Below are 14627 nucleotides of genomic sequence, written 5' to 3' on the forward strand. Positions count from 1 at the left end.
AAAAAATTACATCGCCAGCTGCCAATATATATAAAAGGCATAGGCGCCCAGCAATGCGGCGGCGATGACCACCGTTTCGACAATCCCTCTCGCTTGGCGGCGCCGTTTCACCTGCCGCCCCGACCGACGGCTTGGCACTGCCTTTCTTTCGTTTTCCGCCGATGTATGGCGGGAAGAGGCGGCCAATAAGTCGCGACGCATATCGGCCGCCTTTCGATATCGGCCGTCAAGCGCCTTTTGCAGCACCTCCTTGTATCGGGTTAAAAAGCGGTCCGTTTCGATGATGGACAACAGCTGCGCCCGACCGTCACCCTTTTTCTCAATCGGCCCCGGGCAGCAAGAAGAAATCATCACCATCGCCGCCGCAAACAAGTCGTAAGATGGCTCCGCTTTGCGCGATCCAAGCCCCCAATAGCCGCGGTCATACAGCTCAGTAAACTCTTTTACCGCCCTTCCTTGCAGCGTCGTCCCGCCCACATCAAGCAACCGAACCGACGGCGGCGACCCGGTAACGATCAAATTATCCGGCTTTAAATCCCCAAATACCCATCCTTCTTGATGAAGCCGATCAAGCACCGACAACAGCTGCATCACGAGCACGGGCGCCCATTCTTTTCCACGGCGGCGGATGAAAGCAGCGAAATTCTCCCCTTCAATATACTCCATCACATAAAACGGGATCGTCTCCCGCGCAAACGGGCTTTGCCAGTCATCGGCTTCCAGCAAAGAAGGCCCGAGGGCGGCTCCCTGGACCTTAGCAAAACGGCGCAATATATTCATTTCCGATGCCAATGACGCATAGTCATCGCTCAACTTGACGGCGACGCGAGTCCGGCCGTTCTCCGCCAAATAGACGACGCCGTTCGCCCCGCTGCCAAGCCGCCGCAGCAGCCGGTAGGAACGGCCGTGCCATTTCCCAGTGATGACCGTACCAGGCGGCAAATTACAAAGACGATTCTTCGATGTATGGCTCATCGCCATCGCCGATCCAGCTCCTTAACGACCGTTTACGCTCAAAATAGGCGATTGCCTCACGCAGCGCCGGTCCGGTCGGCGTCAGCCCGCCCGACGCCAATTTCGGAAAGATAGTGGACAACTCTTCAATCCTTGGCGTCCAGTCGATCATTTTTTCGGCGTGCGCCCGTTTTCCCGGGAAGATGAACACCGAAAAGCGGTTTTCGCCCATGCGCGCATTTAAGCTGAGCGATAAATCGATGAGCGCCTCTTTGACGGTCGGCAGTTTTGTTTTCATGCTCCCGCTCGTATCGATCAAAATGAGCACATCAAGGGCAACCGTTTCCCCGAGTTCATCGACGACTTCCATCACTTGGCCGCGCTTGTCCGGCGGCAAGTCCTCAAGCGAAACGTCAGAACCAAAGATTTGTTTCAACTCGCGATTGACGAGCCCTTGCAACGTCTGAGTCATCGCTTGGCGCGTCACCATTTGCACGGTTTGCGACAGCTGTTTCGCGTACACGACTTGGCTCATCCCGCCGCCAGCCGCGGCGATCGCTTCAATTTCCCGCCGTCCGTTTTCATCCATCGCACCTTGGTCCAAGATGCCGATCACGTTCACCGTAATGCCTTGCTCACGGGCTAGCGCCGCCATGGCGGCTGGGTCCTCACCATGGTTGGAGCAGCCATCGGTAATGAGCAAAATTTGCCGCAACGTTCCCTTTCGCACGTTCGTTCCCCTCCTTGGCGAATGTATTACCATCATCGCCGCAGGGGAACGTTTTTATACGCTAGCTATTGCGCCTTTTTCATATACATGTATGCCGGAATCGTCGCCCATTTCGGCGTATTGTGCCGAACTTTGGCGACAACGACGGTCATATCGTCTTCAATCTCGCCGCCGCATTGGCGGATCACTTCTTCCATGATCAAATCGGCGACTTCCTGCGGGTCGTTCGTCTTTAATTCTTGAATTTTCCGCTTCATCCAAACATCATGGTTTTCGACGTTCATCGGCCCTTCAAACACACCATCGCTCATCATAATGAGCAAGTCGCCCGATTTCAGCTGCTCGGTGACAACGTCAAATTCCACTTCTTTAATGATGCCCATCGGCAAGTTGCTCGCTTCCACTTTCATCACCTTGTCACCGCGCTTAATAAAGCTTGGCGTCGATCCGATTTTCAAAAACTTCGTCGCCGCGTTTTGCAAGTCGATGATGGCCAAATCCAGCGTCGCATACATGTCTTCTGTCGTCCGCAATGCCAAAATCGAATTGATCGATTTGATGGCAATCGACTCGTCCATTCCCGTCTGCAAAATCTTTTGCAACAGGCGCAGCGTCTCGCGGCTTTCGTCATGCGCCCGCTCCCCATTGCCCATGCCATCGCTGATGGCAACGGCGTACTTGCCGGTAGCAAGTTCAATCGTTGCATAACTGTCGCCAGAAATGAACCCCCCTCCTTTGGCGGCAAACGCGACGCCCGTTTCGACGACGAACGCTTTCGTCGAGCCGAAGGCGACGCGGCAGTAGCCGTTCGGGTAGGCGGCGCACTCTTCGCGCTTGACGACGATCGTCTCTCCCAAAATATCTGACAGCATCGGCGCAATCAGTTTTTCGCACTCACCCCGCCCTTCGCAGTAAGGAATGCTCATTTCAATATCGATATTTCCTTTTTCCAAACTGTAAATGTCGACATGGCCCACTTCGATGCCAAACTCTTGCAGCGCATGGTAAATTTGTTCTTCCTGCAAATAATGGTTTTCCTGTTCTTTCTGCATTTCTTTGGCGAAATCGTCCATCACTTGCGAAACGCCCAACAGCTGTTCAGCGACAAGCTTCCGGCTTTCGTGGATTTGCCGTTTGAGCTTGCGGTTTGCTTGATAAGCAACCATCTCTTTTTCAATCGCGTCGACGACTTTGCCGGCCTTGACGCAATACCGCTCCCACTCGCGCAGCAACTGATGGTTTTGCGACAATGTTTTTTCGTCCGCCTCGCCCATCATTTGCTTCATGTACGCATAGGTTGTACGAAAGTTGTCCGCCCAGCATTGCGTCTTCTTAAAGCACGTTTGGCACGTTTTTTCCGTGATGTCGCTCAAAAAATAGTCGACTTCACGGTCGCTGTATTCATTAGCATCCGGAAGCGGTTCGGGCGAAAAGCTTTCCGCCAGCGCCTGAAAGACGTTGGAAAACTGCGAGACGCGTTGCACCGTCATATCGCGGATTTTCCGGACGTATTGTTGTTGCTCATTTATATATTCTGCCGTGCCGGGAATGTATTTGGCGATTTTCTCCGTCAGTGAACGGGATGTACCAAAAAACAGCATAATTGCGATGCCGGATTCAAACAGCGTCGGCACAAGCTCACTCTTCCCTTCGCCGTATAAACCAAGCAACAGCGTCGCGACGAGGAGGCCGAACGCCACCCCAAGTTTTTTCCCTTCCCTCAGCAACCCGCCAAGCAGCCCGGCGAAAGCAAGCAAACTCATTTCCGACAAGTTGCCGACATTTGCCAAGCTCAGTACAAGCCCGGTGACAACGCCGACGGTGGAGCCGGTCGCCGCTCCGGCGACAAACGCGAACAACAAAACGAGGTAGCGCGACATCACATGCTCAAGCGACAAACCGTACACAGCCCAACCGATCATCCCGGTCAACATCGAGGCGAGCAAAATGATCAACGAAATGATCTCTTCCGCTCGCAACGCATGTTTATGCTTCTGCACTGTCAACAACGGGATGCTTTGCATAAAAATCAAGGTCAATACAAGCGACAGCCCGGCTTCGACGACCGCCATGGCGGCGCCGTAGACCGATCGCTCTCCGAGCCAATAATAGGAGATCAGCCATTTGGCGGAAAGAGACAGCACAAACACAACAAATGGAACGATTTTCAGTGACTCACTGATCACCCTCCGCACCCATCCGTAAATAAAGAGAAAGCCAAAAATGGAAACGCCGACAAACAGCGCCACATCAAGCGACAGCGTCAAAGCACCGGCCAACAGCGAGATCAACGCAAAAGCGGCCTTGTCGCGGCGCAGCATATAGACCGAAACGAAAAATGGCAAAGCGAACGGGGTCAGCTTCGATAAAATCAATGCTCGTCCAAGCAAAAAGCCGACAAGAAGAAGCAAAAAGCCTTGATGGATGAACAGATGACCGAGGCGCAGCTTCACATGGCGCATCCAGCGCGACACCGTTGCTTGCGTGTCATGAATCGGCACTTCCGAAATGCTGCGGCGCACCGTCCCTCTTTCTACTCTTTCCATTCCCGATCCTCTCCTTTACCTTTCTATTACCCCCTATTATATCGCTTGAATTGTCAGAAATTTGTCAAAACCACAGAGAAAAATAAAAAATCGTTCGACGTTTTCCACGGCAAAACGCGGTCAACAGGCTTGTTCCGACAGAAAGAGGCAAAAAAGAAAAACGAGCATGTCGCTTGATGGCGCATGCTCGTTTGCGATGACCCGTACGGGATTCGAACCCGTGTTACCGCCGTGAAAGGGCGGTGTCTTAACCACTTGACCAACGGGCCATTTTGGATTGTTGGTGGCGGTGGAGGGGATCGAACCCCCGACCTCACGGGTATGAACCGTACGCTCTAGCCAGCTGAGCTACACCGCCGTGTGACAACAGTTTATATCATAACGGAGGAGATGACGATTGTCAATACATATAGGCGGAAAATGCAGAGGGGAAATATATCCTCTTATTCCATACAGAAACAAAAAAGCATCCATAGCGACGGATGCTTGTTTCCGAATTTGTCATCCTTCAAACAATCTTTCAGCAGCAAGTTACCCTCGTCTCGCTCCACGACCTCCCCGCTTCGACTCCGTATGACGGCGCAGCGATGCCAATCGGTCTTCACTCTCTTTTAAGAATCGGCTGATTTTTTGTTCTAAGCTGTCCGCCGCGGAGCGGTCGTTTGTCCGATGGCGCGGCCGCTGCGAAGAAGGCGTGTCTTTTGCTTTGCGAATGGACAGGCCGATTTTTCCATCTTGACCGACGTTGATGACTTTGACATACACCATATCGCCGACTTTCAGATGATCGTTGATGTCTTTGACATAGTTATCGGCTACCTCGCTAATGTGAACGAGTCCTGTGACCCCCTCCGGCAGCTCCACAAACGCCCCAAATTTCGTAATGCCCGTGACCTTGCCTTGTAACTTGCTGCCTACTTCAATCGACATAAAAAAAGTGCTCCTCCTTAAAACGCTTTAAAGATGGTGTTTTTTTTATTATAGCGAATGAAAAAAATGCGTGTCAATATGACGAATGCCCATAGAAAACGGGCATTCGCAGGCAAAATTATTTTTCCGGCAAGACGAAAATAATTTCTCCATCTTTCGATAAGTAATATTTTTTCCGCGCCAGCTCGGCGATATAGTCATCATCATGCAACTTTTTCATTTCCTCTTTCAGTTGCTTTTCCTTCCGTTCAAGCTCCGCAAGCTGCTCTTTCAGCTTTTGCTGTTCCGCCGTTTTTGCATCGATCGCCTTCGCTTGCGAGTGCAAGGTGTAGACAAGAGCGGAGGCGAATATCGCAAACAACAACGACCAGACAACCAAACGGACAGCGACAACCCGCCGTCTTCTCGCCGCCTTCTGCTTTTTCTCCTCATGCTCAGCTATGTACGTCGACGACAGCTTCGTCACATTCGTTCTCCGGGGCACGTTCATCGCGTTTACACCTCTTTTACTCGCGCCATTTCGCAAACCACATGCTTATTTTCTCTTTTGTATTCTTGATTTGTCCAGCAAATCCTTTTAAACGTCGAAAAAATTTTTCCACCCCGGCTCGTCTTTGCGGCGGCACCCGCCGCCAAATCATGATGCCCGTCCAACGCAGCGGAGCAAGCAAAAGGCGGATCATCTTCCAAACAGCCAGCAGCACAAACCGAACGATCCACAACAAAAGCCGCCAAGCGAACAATAGAAGTGCCAGCGCCATTTGCCCAAGGAGGATGAGCGGGCGCATGACCATGAGGCGGAACAGCTGAACGAGCGTCTGTCCGAGTCTTACCGCCAGCCCAATGAACCACTCGAGCACCCGAACATAAAAGGAGCGGAGCAAGCTTTGATAAGCGGCATATCCGCATAAAAGCGCGAGAAACAAATAAAAGCGAAGCTCGCCTTCATTGACGAAAAGAAGCACATAAAACACGATGAGCGCCTGCACCGCCCAAAACAGCACGTCATTCACAAAGACGAGCCAGTGCGCCCGCTCATGCCGTTTCAACATCCGGCTGTACGTATCCCACGCCAGGCCAAGCCAGCCGCCCATGCCAATCATCGCCAGCATGGTGTACAGCTGTATGCTGACATTCATTTGAACAACTTGCTAAAGAATCCTTTAGCCTTCTCCTGATGGTCATCTAAATAAACGAGGTCGAAAATGCGCCCTTTAATCGAAACAACGCCTTTGTCGACATCTAAGTTTTTCATCTGCAAGTTTTGCCCGCGGATGGCCAAAAAGCCCATGACCGTCTCAAGCAAAAACTCCTCGTTGTCAAAGCTCTCGACTTGTTTCACCCCGGTGATGTCAAGAAGGCGCCGGCCGCGCATGATCACATCATGTTCCTGGACCGGACCTTTGTTCGTGCTTCCGCCAAATTCATCGTGTCGACTCATGTTCATCCCCCGCATTTCCATTTAGTATAGAAAGCCGGCAAGGCCAACCGCCTTTTCTCATCCGTTGTTTGTACCATATGTATGTCAGCGGGGGATGGTTTAGAACAAGCCTGCAGGACAAATTAGACGTCGTCTTGTTCCGGCGCCGGGGTGGTCCGTTCTTCGCGGATCAATTCGTACAGCCCGGTTGCCTCCTCTTTTTTCGTTGTTTCTTTTAGATCCGTCACTTTTACCGTTACCCGCTTTTGCCCAAATTGAATCGTCAATTCATCGCCGACTTTCACATCGGAGCTCGCTTTGGCGACATGGCCGTTGATCCATACTCTCCCTTGATCGGCGATTTCCTTCGCCAACGTGCGGCGTTTGATGAGGCGGGACACTTTTAAAAATTTATCAAGGCGCATTGCATGATCCCCCTTACCGTTCGTTTTCTTTGGCTTCTTCCCAAAAACGATCGAGTTCGGCAAGCGAAAACGAGGTGATCGACCGGCCGCTTTTTCGCACTTGTTCCTCGATATAAGCGAAACGGCGGGCAAATTTGTCGTTGGCCATTTGCAACGCTTCTTCCGGTTGAATCCCGTAATAACGGGCAAGGTTGATGAGCGCGAACAATAGATCGCCAAACTCGCCGACAAGCCGATCGCGACGGCCGCCGGACGTTTCGGCTCGAAACTCGGCCATTTCTTCTTCGACTTTTTGCCATATCGGCGCGGCATCATCCCAGTCAAACCCGACTTTCGCCGCTCGTTTCTGCAGCTCGTACGCCCGCATCGTCCCCGGCAGACTTTTCGGAATGTCGGCAAGAATCGATTCCGAAAGCCCGCCTCCTTTTTCTTTCTCCTTGATCTTCTCCCAGTTGGCAACGACTTGTTCGGCCGTCTCGGCCGTGACATCGCCAAACACATGCGGGTGGCGTCGGATCATTTTCGCCGTCAGCGTGCGGATGACGTCGTCGATCGAAAACAACCCTCGGTCGGCGCCGATTTGCGCATGGAGCATTACTTGCAGCAATACGTCGCCGAGCTCCTCGACCATATGATCATCGTCACCCTCGTCAATCGCCTCGAGCAGCTCATACGCCTCCTCAAGCAAATAGCGCTTCAGCGACGCATGCGTCTGCTTCCGATCCCATGGACAGCCGTTCGGCCCTCTCAGCGTGGCGATGACGCGGCGCAGCGTCTCAAACCGGTGGTAAAGCAACGGCTCGTCCTTCACCGGCGGCACGTAGACGCTTGTCAAGTTGTCAAGCCCCGTCTCGCGGTCCAACTCATAAAGCGGCACGCGCTTTACTTGCTCGTCCTTCGTGCCTGCCGCGGTGACAATGTAGATCGGGTAATCGTCGGGAAGCTGCTCCATCAAAGAAAGCTTCACGTTCGAGGCCACAAACGAATCGTACACTTGACAAAAAACAGCATGCAGTGAGGGCGACCATTCTTCTCCTCGAAAAGTCGTCGCATCAAGCAACTGAAACCCTTCAATTGGATCGATGCGCACCGCCGTAAACAGCGCATCCAAAAAGCTTTGACCACCTTCGATCACGATTCGGCAGACGCCGCGCCGCTCAGCTTCGAAAAGAAGCTGCACCGTCCGCTCGGCAACAAGCGGATGGCCGGGAACAGCGTAAAACACATCGCCGCGCTTCGCCTGTTCCGTCAATCGATCGACGATGTCAGCGTACACATCCGCAAACTGCTCGTGTTTTTCATACACTTCATCAAATGACGTAAACGCAATCCCTTCCTCCGTAAGCCATTTGACCACCGGGTGTTCTTTCGTCCGCAAAAAGAGCGGATGCGCCCGCTTTAGCTTTCGGTACACACCGATCGGCAGCTGTTTTACATCTCCGGCGCCGAGGCCGAACACATAAATCGTATTCATCGCCGATCACCTGCCTCCTAATCGTAGACGGAATTTATTAGCCAATGGGAAAGCTGCCAACTCCTGTTCAGAAAAAACATGTCCTTTCACAATACACGCAAGGTAAACGACAGCACCGATGGCAACGCCGCCAAGCGCCTCGGCAGCCGCCCATAGCCGCCCCTCGCTCGAGCTGTCCATCAGCCACCTATACCCATGCAAGACGACGGCCATCATAGCGGCCGCTTTCACGGTTGGGTACATGTATTTCCGGCCCGCCGTCCGATATTCACGCGGCAAAAAGGCGCATAAAAAGCCTGCCATGAGCGCATAAGCACCCGTCGTCGCCGCGGCGGCGCCAAGCGCTCCAAACCGCGGAGCAAGCCAATGCATAAGCGCGGCCTTCCCCGCCACTGCCAACGCCACGCCGGCAGCGGCCGTCCATTCCCTCCCCATTCCTTGCAATAATGCAGAGGCGGTCAACGCGATCGTAGTAAAAAAGACAGAGGAGGACAAGACGGCGAGAACCGACGAACCGTAGTCATTCTCGAACAACATCGCATTGATCGGTCGAATGAGGCAAATGAGCCCTAACGAAGCACCAAGCCCAATGACAACGGCAAGCCGGATGGACAGCGCTCCATAGGCGAAAACGGCACCTTGGCGGCGCGCTCCGGAAAGAAGTGGAACAAGCGCCAATGAAAACGACGTGCCGACGACCGTGCCGAGCTGAATGAGCGGCTGACCGCGGTCGTACACTCCTTTTAGCCGCTGCACCTCATCGAGCCTTGCCCCCGCTTCCTGTAGAAGCGGAACGAATAAAAATGAATCGACGAGTGGAATCAGCGTCAACGCCATATTCGTCAAGCAAATGACCGTCCCCGCCGTCAATAAACGCCGGCCCACCTGTCGATCCCAAGCTGGCGGCGTGCGGCCCGACGTTTTTAGCCGCCGACGCCGGGACAGGAAGAAAAGCAAAATGAAAAGCGCCGCCGCCATGCCTACTAGCGTCCCTGCGACCGCTGCCATGCCGCAAGCATAGACGTCGGCGCCGCGCTGCACCGCTCCATACGACAGCCCTAAAATCGCCGTCACCCGGACGAATTGCTCGCCAACTTGGGACGCCGCTGTCGGCGTCATATCATGCCGCCCTTGGAAATAGCCACGCAACAATGCGATGGGCGGAAACAGCAAAAACGAAAATGAAAGCAAGCGCACGAGCGGCGTAAGCCGTCCATCGCCCATCGCCGAGGCAATCACCCCCGCCCCTAGATACAGCGAAGCAAACAGGATGACGCCAAGGACGCTTAACACCAACAAGGCGACGCGCACACTAGCGGCAGCGCCCGCTTCATCCTGTCCCGCCAACCGCTCGGCGACAAGCTTCGAGACGGCAACCGGGTAGCCGGTCAGCGAGAGTGCGACGACGATGCCATAAATCGGGTACACTTGTTGGTAAATATAAAAACCAATGTCCCCGACCATATTTTGATACGGAACACGGTACAAAGCGCTTAATAGTTTCGCGGCCAAAGCGGCGGCCGTTAAGATCGCCGCCCCTTTCCATACGTTTCCCATCCAGTTTCTCCCCTCGCATAGACAACCCACTCAACCTAGACGCCGGAGGGCGATAGAAGCCGCCAAGCGCCATTATGGCTACGCTCGATATTATAGCGCAACTTCCGCCTGTTGGACAAAGGTGATGGTCAACTCGCACGGCTTCATGCGCTGTTCCGCAAGCCAAGCGGACGAAAAAGCAGGATGTGGAAGCGATTCCGGGATTCAAGGCATCTCGCCCCCATTTGCCGGGCGGAAAAAAAGGCAGCCTGTGAAGCTGCCTTGTTGTTTCGCCTATTGTTCCATTTGTCGAGCCAAAAAGCTGGCGGCTGTTTCTACTGCTTTATGCTCCACTTCACCAAGCGTTTTCTCGCGCGATAAAATGATGACTGCTCCGATCGGATCGCCGTTGGCGACAATCGGGCCGATCGTATACGACTTCAACGTTTCCGTCATCCCGTCAACGAGCTCGACTTCCCCTTCCTCCGTATGGAGGATGGAATTGCGGTCTTCCATGGCTTTTTCCACCAACGGGCTGACGCTTTTGTTCATATACTCTTTTTTCGAAACGCCGGCGACAGCGATGTATACATCGCGGTCGCAAATGAGCACAGGCTGGCCGAGGCTGTCAAACAGCGCTTCGGCGTACTCTTTGGCAAAGTCGCCTAATTCACTGATCGGCGAATATTTTTTCAAAATGACTTCTCCATCGCGGTCAACAAATATTTCGAGCGGATCTCCTTCGCGAATGCGCAACGTTCTGCGAATTTCCTTCGGAATGACAACTCTCCCTAAATCATCAATGCGACGAACAATACCGGTTGCTTTCATGCCTTGTATACCCTCACTTTCATCTAGGATTTGAAGGATACTCCGATGAACCCTTTCAATGGGGAATTCACCATTGTTGTCATTAGTATCCTTCACAATCCACGTTCTATACGTGATGAAAGTGATTTTGGCCATTTTAGATAAAATTGCCCATCCTTCATTATCGCCACATGCAGGAAACGATAAACATCATAAAACTTTTTCTTGATTATGCCGTCACCGACTTCTCATTTTCCACCCCAGACAGCCGCCGCAGCGTCTCCTCTAAAATCATCAGCCACTCGTGCGGCTTCATTTCCTTGATATAGAGCACAATTTTCAGCTTCGCTCCGTCCATGCCAAACCCGAATAAGCGGCCATGCCGGCGTCCGATGTCAGATAGACGCTGGATTTCCACCGTTTTCGATGCCTGTTCAGTAAACAAGATGTCAATTTGCTGCTTATGTTGCTTCATCGATTCGACGCCAAGCTGCTTGGCCAACACCTTCAACTCAGCAATTTGGAACAAATACGCAACTTCATCTGGATAATCGCCGAAGCGGTCGACCATTTCCTCACGCAGCGCCTCAACGTCTTCGAGCGTCTCCACTGCCTTAAATCGCTTGTACATCTCGATCTTTTGCAACTCGTCTGCAATGTATGTGCTCGGAATATAGGCGTCGACTTCGACATCGATGACGACATCCGGCCGCTCGTCTTCTCGCTTGATGCCGCGCCGTTTCTCGATCGCTTCTTTCAACATTTGCGAATACAAATCGAATCCGACCGAGTCGATAAAGCCGTGCTGTTCGGCGCCGAGAATGTTGCCCGCGCCGCGGATCGACAAATCGCGCATGGCAATTTTAAAACCAGAGCCGAGCTCGGTAAACTCTTTAATGGCTTGCAGCCGCTTTTCTGCCGCTTCATTGAGCACTTTATCTTTCCGATAGGTGAAATACGCATAAGCGACGCGGTTGGAGCGGCCGACGCGCCCGCGCAGCTGATACAGCTGCGACAATCCCATCCGGTCGGCGTCATAGACGATAAGCGTGTTGACATTCGGAATATCGATGCCCGTTTCAATGATCGTCGTCGTCACCAGCACATCGTATTGCCCTTCCAAAAACGCCAAAATCGTCGATTCGAGCTCCGTTTCCGACATGCGGCCATGCACGTAAGTGACGCGCGCTTCCGGGACAAGCTGTGCGATTTCTTCCGCTTTCAAGTCGATATCTTCAATATGGTTGTAAAGGAAAAACACCTGCCCGTCGCGGGCGAGCTCACGTTCAATCGCCTCTTTGACGAGTTCGGGCGTATATTCCATGACATACGTTTGCACCGGGAATCGGTTTTCAGGCGGCGTCTCGATGATCGACAAATCGCGCACGCCGATCATCGACATATGCAACGTACGCGGAATCGGCGTCGCCGTTAAGGTGAGCACGTCGATGTTCGCCTTCAGCTGCTTAATTTTTTCTTTATGCGCCACGCCAAACCGTTGCTCCTCGTCGATAATGAGCAAGCCTAAATCTTTAAACTTCACGTCTTTCGACAGCAGCCGATGCGTTCCAATGACCATATCGATCGTCCCATCTTTTAGCCCTTTGATGATCTCGGCTTGTTGCTTTTTCGTCCGGAAGCGGTTCAACAGTCCGACGTTGATTGGGAACCCTTGAAACCGTTCGCGCACCGTTTCGTAATGCTGTTGGGCCAAAATCGTGGTCGGCACAAGAAAGGCCACTTGTTTGCCGTCCATAATGGCTTTAAACGCCGCCCGCAACGCCACTTCCGTCTTCCCGTAGCCGACGTCGCCGCAAAGGAGGCGGTCCATCGGTTTGTCGCTCTCCATATCACGCTTAATTTCCTCAATCGACCGAAGCTGATCTTCCGTCTCTTGATACGGAAACGCCGCTTCAAATTCGCGCTGCATCTCGGTGTCCGGCGAAAACGCATATCCTTTGCTTGCCTCACGCTCGGCGTACAGCTTGATTAAATCTTCAGCAATATCCTGGACGGATGATTCCACTTTCTTTTTGACCTTTTTCCATTCCGAACCGCCTAGTTTGTAAATTTTTGGTTCTTTTCCTTCCGAGCCGACGTATTTTTGCACTTGATCCATTTGGTCGACCGGAACATACAGCGTATCGCCGCCTTGGTACTGGATATGAATATAGTCTTTATGCACCCCGTTGATTTCTAACGTCTCGATGCCTAAATATTTCCCGATGCCATGGTTGACATGGACGACGTAGTCGCCGACTTGCAATTCGGCGTAGCTTTTGATCCGCTCGGCGTTGGACAGCTTTTGCCGGCGCACCGGGCGTTTGACCCGTTTTTTGAACAACTCTTCTTCTGTGATGACGGCAATTTTTTGCAACGGCAATTCAAACCCGGTATTTAAATCTCCTTCAAGGAGCTGGCATTTGCCATGCAGCAAAGCCGCATCGCGCGCGAGCGGCAGCGCGTCAATCTCATAATCTTGAAGCAATGATTGCAGCTTTTTCACCCGCTCTGCATTCGGCGCCAAAAAGACGACCGCATAGTTTGCCTTTTTCCACCGCTCGACTTCGGATTGAAGAAGCGCCATTTGCCCATGGAAGTTTTGCATTTGTTTGCACGTAATATTGACGACGTTTTGTGGGTGGGCATACGGAACATGGCGCAAAAACAACGATAAGTATACCCGCTGGAATCGATGTTTTTGCAATAATTCAGAAAACGAATGCGAAAGCGGCACGCCATGAATCATTTTCCCACTGTCAAGCAAACTCGTATACCATTCCGCCTCTTCGCGGTCCAACCGTTCCGCCGCCTCTTGCAGCCGGCTCATTTCATCCATGAGCAGCACGCCGTCTTCTGGCAGGTAATCTAGCAAACTCGCAACCTTTTCATAAAAAAGGGACATATATTTATATTGTTGCTCGATTTCCTGCCCCTCGCGCAATTGCTCAAGCTCAGCGTGAATATGTTCATACATCCGCTGTTTGGCGGCCTCATCTTTCATCGTCTCCAAACTCGACGCAAGTCCCGCTTCAATCCGCTCGATTCCTCGGCGCCGCGTCTCATCATCGAGAATGATTTCATCGGCCGGCCCGATCATGATGCGCTCGATTTGCCCTTGCGAACGTTGGTCGTCAGGGGTGAACGTCCGAATCGATTCGATTTCCGTATCAAACAGCTCGATGCGGTACGGAAGCTCAGCGGTCAATGGATAAATGTCGATGATGCCGCCGCGGACGCTGAACTCTCCGGGGGCGGAAACGGTGCCGACCCGTTTGTACCCCATTTGCACAAACTTCTGTTTACAACGTTCTACATCGAACTCTTGTCCAACGGAGAAGGTGAACAAATACTGCTTCCAAAGCGACGGCGGCGGCAACAAACGCCGCAAGCCGGCGACCGGGCAGACGACGACTCCTTTTCCGCCTTGCGCCCAATGGTTCATAATCTCTAGGCGCTGTGCCTTCAGCTCCGGGCTGGCGACCGCCATCTCAGCGGCGATCACTTCGTTCACTGAATAAAGGAACACGTCTTCCGGCCCGAGCAACGAAACGAGATCGTCATACATTTTTTGCGCCTGAAACAAATTGTGAGAGACGACTAACAGCGGCCGGCCTGTCTCCTTGTAAAGCGTGGAAATAAAAACAGACCGGGCCGATCCGGACAGCCCGGCGACAAGCTGTTCCTTCAAACGGACATGGAGCCCTTCAATGATCGTACGGACATCTTGGTTTTCAGCTAAATAGCGATGCAACGAAAGCACCCCTATTCTCCCTCCTCTCAACGCCAGTTTCTTTCCGTC

General features: G+C 52.6%; 12 protein-coding genes and 2 tRNA genes. All 14 read right to left on the reverse strand.

From position 1 onward, the window contains the following. Positions 1–6: 6 nt before the first annotated feature. Positions 7–981 (reverse strand): serine/threonine protein kinase, encoded by a 975-nt coding sequence (locus ACVX3G_RS02420; protein WP_011229574.1) that lies wholly within the window; start codon positions 979–981, stop codon positions 7–9. Next, positions 944–1720, reverse strand: coding sequence for a vWA domain-containing protein (locus ACVX3G_RS02425; protein ID WP_020754013.1), 777 nt, complete (start codon positions 1718–1720; stop codon positions 944–946). Before ACVX3G_RS02425 ends, ACVX3G_RS02420 begins: the two co-directional genes overlap by 38 nt. A 29-nt stretch (positions 1721–1749) precedes the next feature. After that, positions 1750–4230 (reverse strand): stage II sporulation protein E, encoded by a 2481-nt coding sequence (gene spoIIE / locus ACVX3G_RS02430; protein ID WP_011229572.1) that lies wholly within the window; start codon positions 4228–4230, stop codon positions 1750–1752. A gap of 197 nt (positions 4231–4427) precedes the next feature. Beyond that, positions 4428–4499 (reverse strand) — tRNA-Glu (locus ACVX3G_RS02435). A 12-nt stretch (positions 4500–4511) separates the two neighbouring features. Next, positions 4512–4588: transfer RNA gene (locus tag ACVX3G_RS02440), tRNA-Met, on the reverse strand. A gap of 173 nt (positions 4589–4761) precedes the next feature. After that, positions 4762–5160: a S1 domain-containing RNA-binding protein gene (locus ACVX3G_RS02445; protein ID WP_011229571.1), complete on the reverse strand. Its 399-nt coding sequence runs from the start codon at positions 5158–5160 to the stop codon at positions 4762–4764. Positions 5161–5278: 118 nt separating this feature from the next. Then, positions 5279–5650 carry an FtsB family cell division protein gene (locus ACVX3G_RS02450; protein ID WP_014194581.1) on the reverse strand — a complete coding sequence of 124 codons (372 nt, stop codon included), beginning with the start codon at positions 5648–5650 and terminating at the stop codon, positions 5279–5281. Between the two features lie 16 nt (positions 5651–5666). Next, positions 5667–6299, reverse strand: a complete 633-nt coding sequence (gene yabQ, locus ACVX3G_RS02455) for a spore cortex biosynthesis protein YabQ (RefSeq protein ID WP_012820453.1) — start codon at positions 6297–6299, stop codon at positions 5667–5669. Beyond that, positions 6296–6601, reverse strand: coding sequence for a sporulation protein YabP (gene yabP / locus ACVX3G_RS02460; protein WP_012820452.1), 306 nt, complete (start codon positions 6599–6601; stop codon positions 6296–6298). The genes yabQ and yabP overlap by 4 nt, the downstream gene beginning before the upstream one ends. Before the next feature lie 122 nt (positions 6602–6723). After that, entirely contained in the window at positions 6724–7005 is a 282-nt protein-coding gene (locus ACVX3G_RS02465) for an RNA-binding S4 domain-containing protein (protein ID WP_012820451.1), read from the reverse strand. Between the two features lie 13 nt (positions 7006–7018). Further along, entirely contained in the window at positions 7019–8479 is a 1461-nt protein-coding gene (gene yabN / locus ACVX3G_RS02470) for a bifunctional methyltransferase/pyrophosphohydrolase YabN (RefSeq protein ID WP_014194579.1), read from the reverse strand. Between the two features lie 6 nt (positions 8480–8485). Further along, entirely contained in the window at positions 8486–10036 is a 1551-nt protein-coding gene (locus tag ACVX3G_RS02475; RefSeq protein ID WP_014194578.1) for a putative polysaccharide biosynthesis protein, read from the reverse strand. 273 nt (positions 10037–10309) lie between these two features. Then, the gene (gene spoVT, locus ACVX3G_RS02480; protein ID WP_011229564.1) at positions 10310–10846 is read right to left on the reverse strand and encodes a stage V sporulation protein T; all 537 of its coding nucleotides are present in this window, start codon (positions 10844–10846) and stop codon (positions 10310–10312) included. A gap of 208 nt (positions 10847–11054) precedes the next feature. After that, positions 11055–14588: a transcription-repair coupling factor gene (mfd, locus tag ACVX3G_RS02485; RefSeq protein ID WP_014194576.1), complete on the reverse strand. Its 3534-nt coding sequence runs from the start codon at positions 14586–14588 to the stop codon at positions 11055–11057. Between the last annotated feature and the right edge of the window lie 39 nt (positions 14589–14627).

This window comes from Geobacillus sp. PLS 41, from assembly GCF_056494105.1.

What these genes read in the sequence shown, in the direction of transcription:
- ACVX3G_RS02420 (WP_011229574.1), bottom strand. Translation starts at nt 981, where the DNA reads ATGGCGATGAGCCATACATCGAAGAATCGTCTTTGTAATTTGCCGCCT.
- spoVT (WP_011229564.1), bottom strand. Translation starts at nt 10,846, where the DNA reads ATGAAAGCAACCGGTATTGTTCGTCGCATTGATGATTTAGGGAGAGTT.
- ACVX3G_RS02465 (WP_012820451.1), bottom strand. Translation starts at nt 7,005, where the DNA reads ATGCGCCTTGATAAATTTTTAAAAGTGTCCCGCCTCATCAAACGCCGC.
- spoIIE (WP_011229572.1), bottom strand. Translation starts at nt 4,230, where the DNA reads ATGGAAAGAGTAGAAAGAGGGACGGTGCGCCGCAGCATTTCGGAAGTG.
- yabP (WP_012820452.1), bottom strand. Translation starts at nt 6,601, where the DNA reads ATGAGTCGACACGATGAATTTGGCGGAAGCACGAACAAAGGTCCGGTC.
- ACVX3G_RS02475 (WP_014194578.1), bottom strand. Translation starts at nt 10,036, where the DNA reads ATGGGAAACGTATGGAAAGGGGCGGCGATCTTAACGGCCGCCGCTTTG.
- yabN (WP_014194579.1), bottom strand. Translation starts at nt 8,479, where the DNA reads ATGAATACGATTTATGTGTTCGGCCTCGGCGCCGGAGATGTAAAACAG.
- ACVX3G_RS02450 (WP_014194581.1), bottom strand. Translation starts at nt 5,650, where the DNA reads ATGAACGTGCCCCGGAGAACGAATGTGACGAAGCTGTCGTCGACGTAC.
- ACVX3G_RS02425 (WP_020754013.1), bottom strand. Translation starts at nt 1,720, where the DNA reads ATGATGGTAATACATTCGCCAAGGAGGGGAACGAACGTGCGAAAGGGA.
- yabQ (WP_012820453.1), bottom strand. Translation starts at nt 6,299, where the DNA reads ATGAATGTCAGCATACAGCTGTACACCATGCTGGCGATGATTGGCATG.
- ACVX3G_RS02445 (WP_011229571.1), bottom strand. Translation starts at nt 5,160, where the DNA reads ATGTCGATTGAAGTAGGCAGCAAGTTACAAGGCAAGGTCACGGGCATT.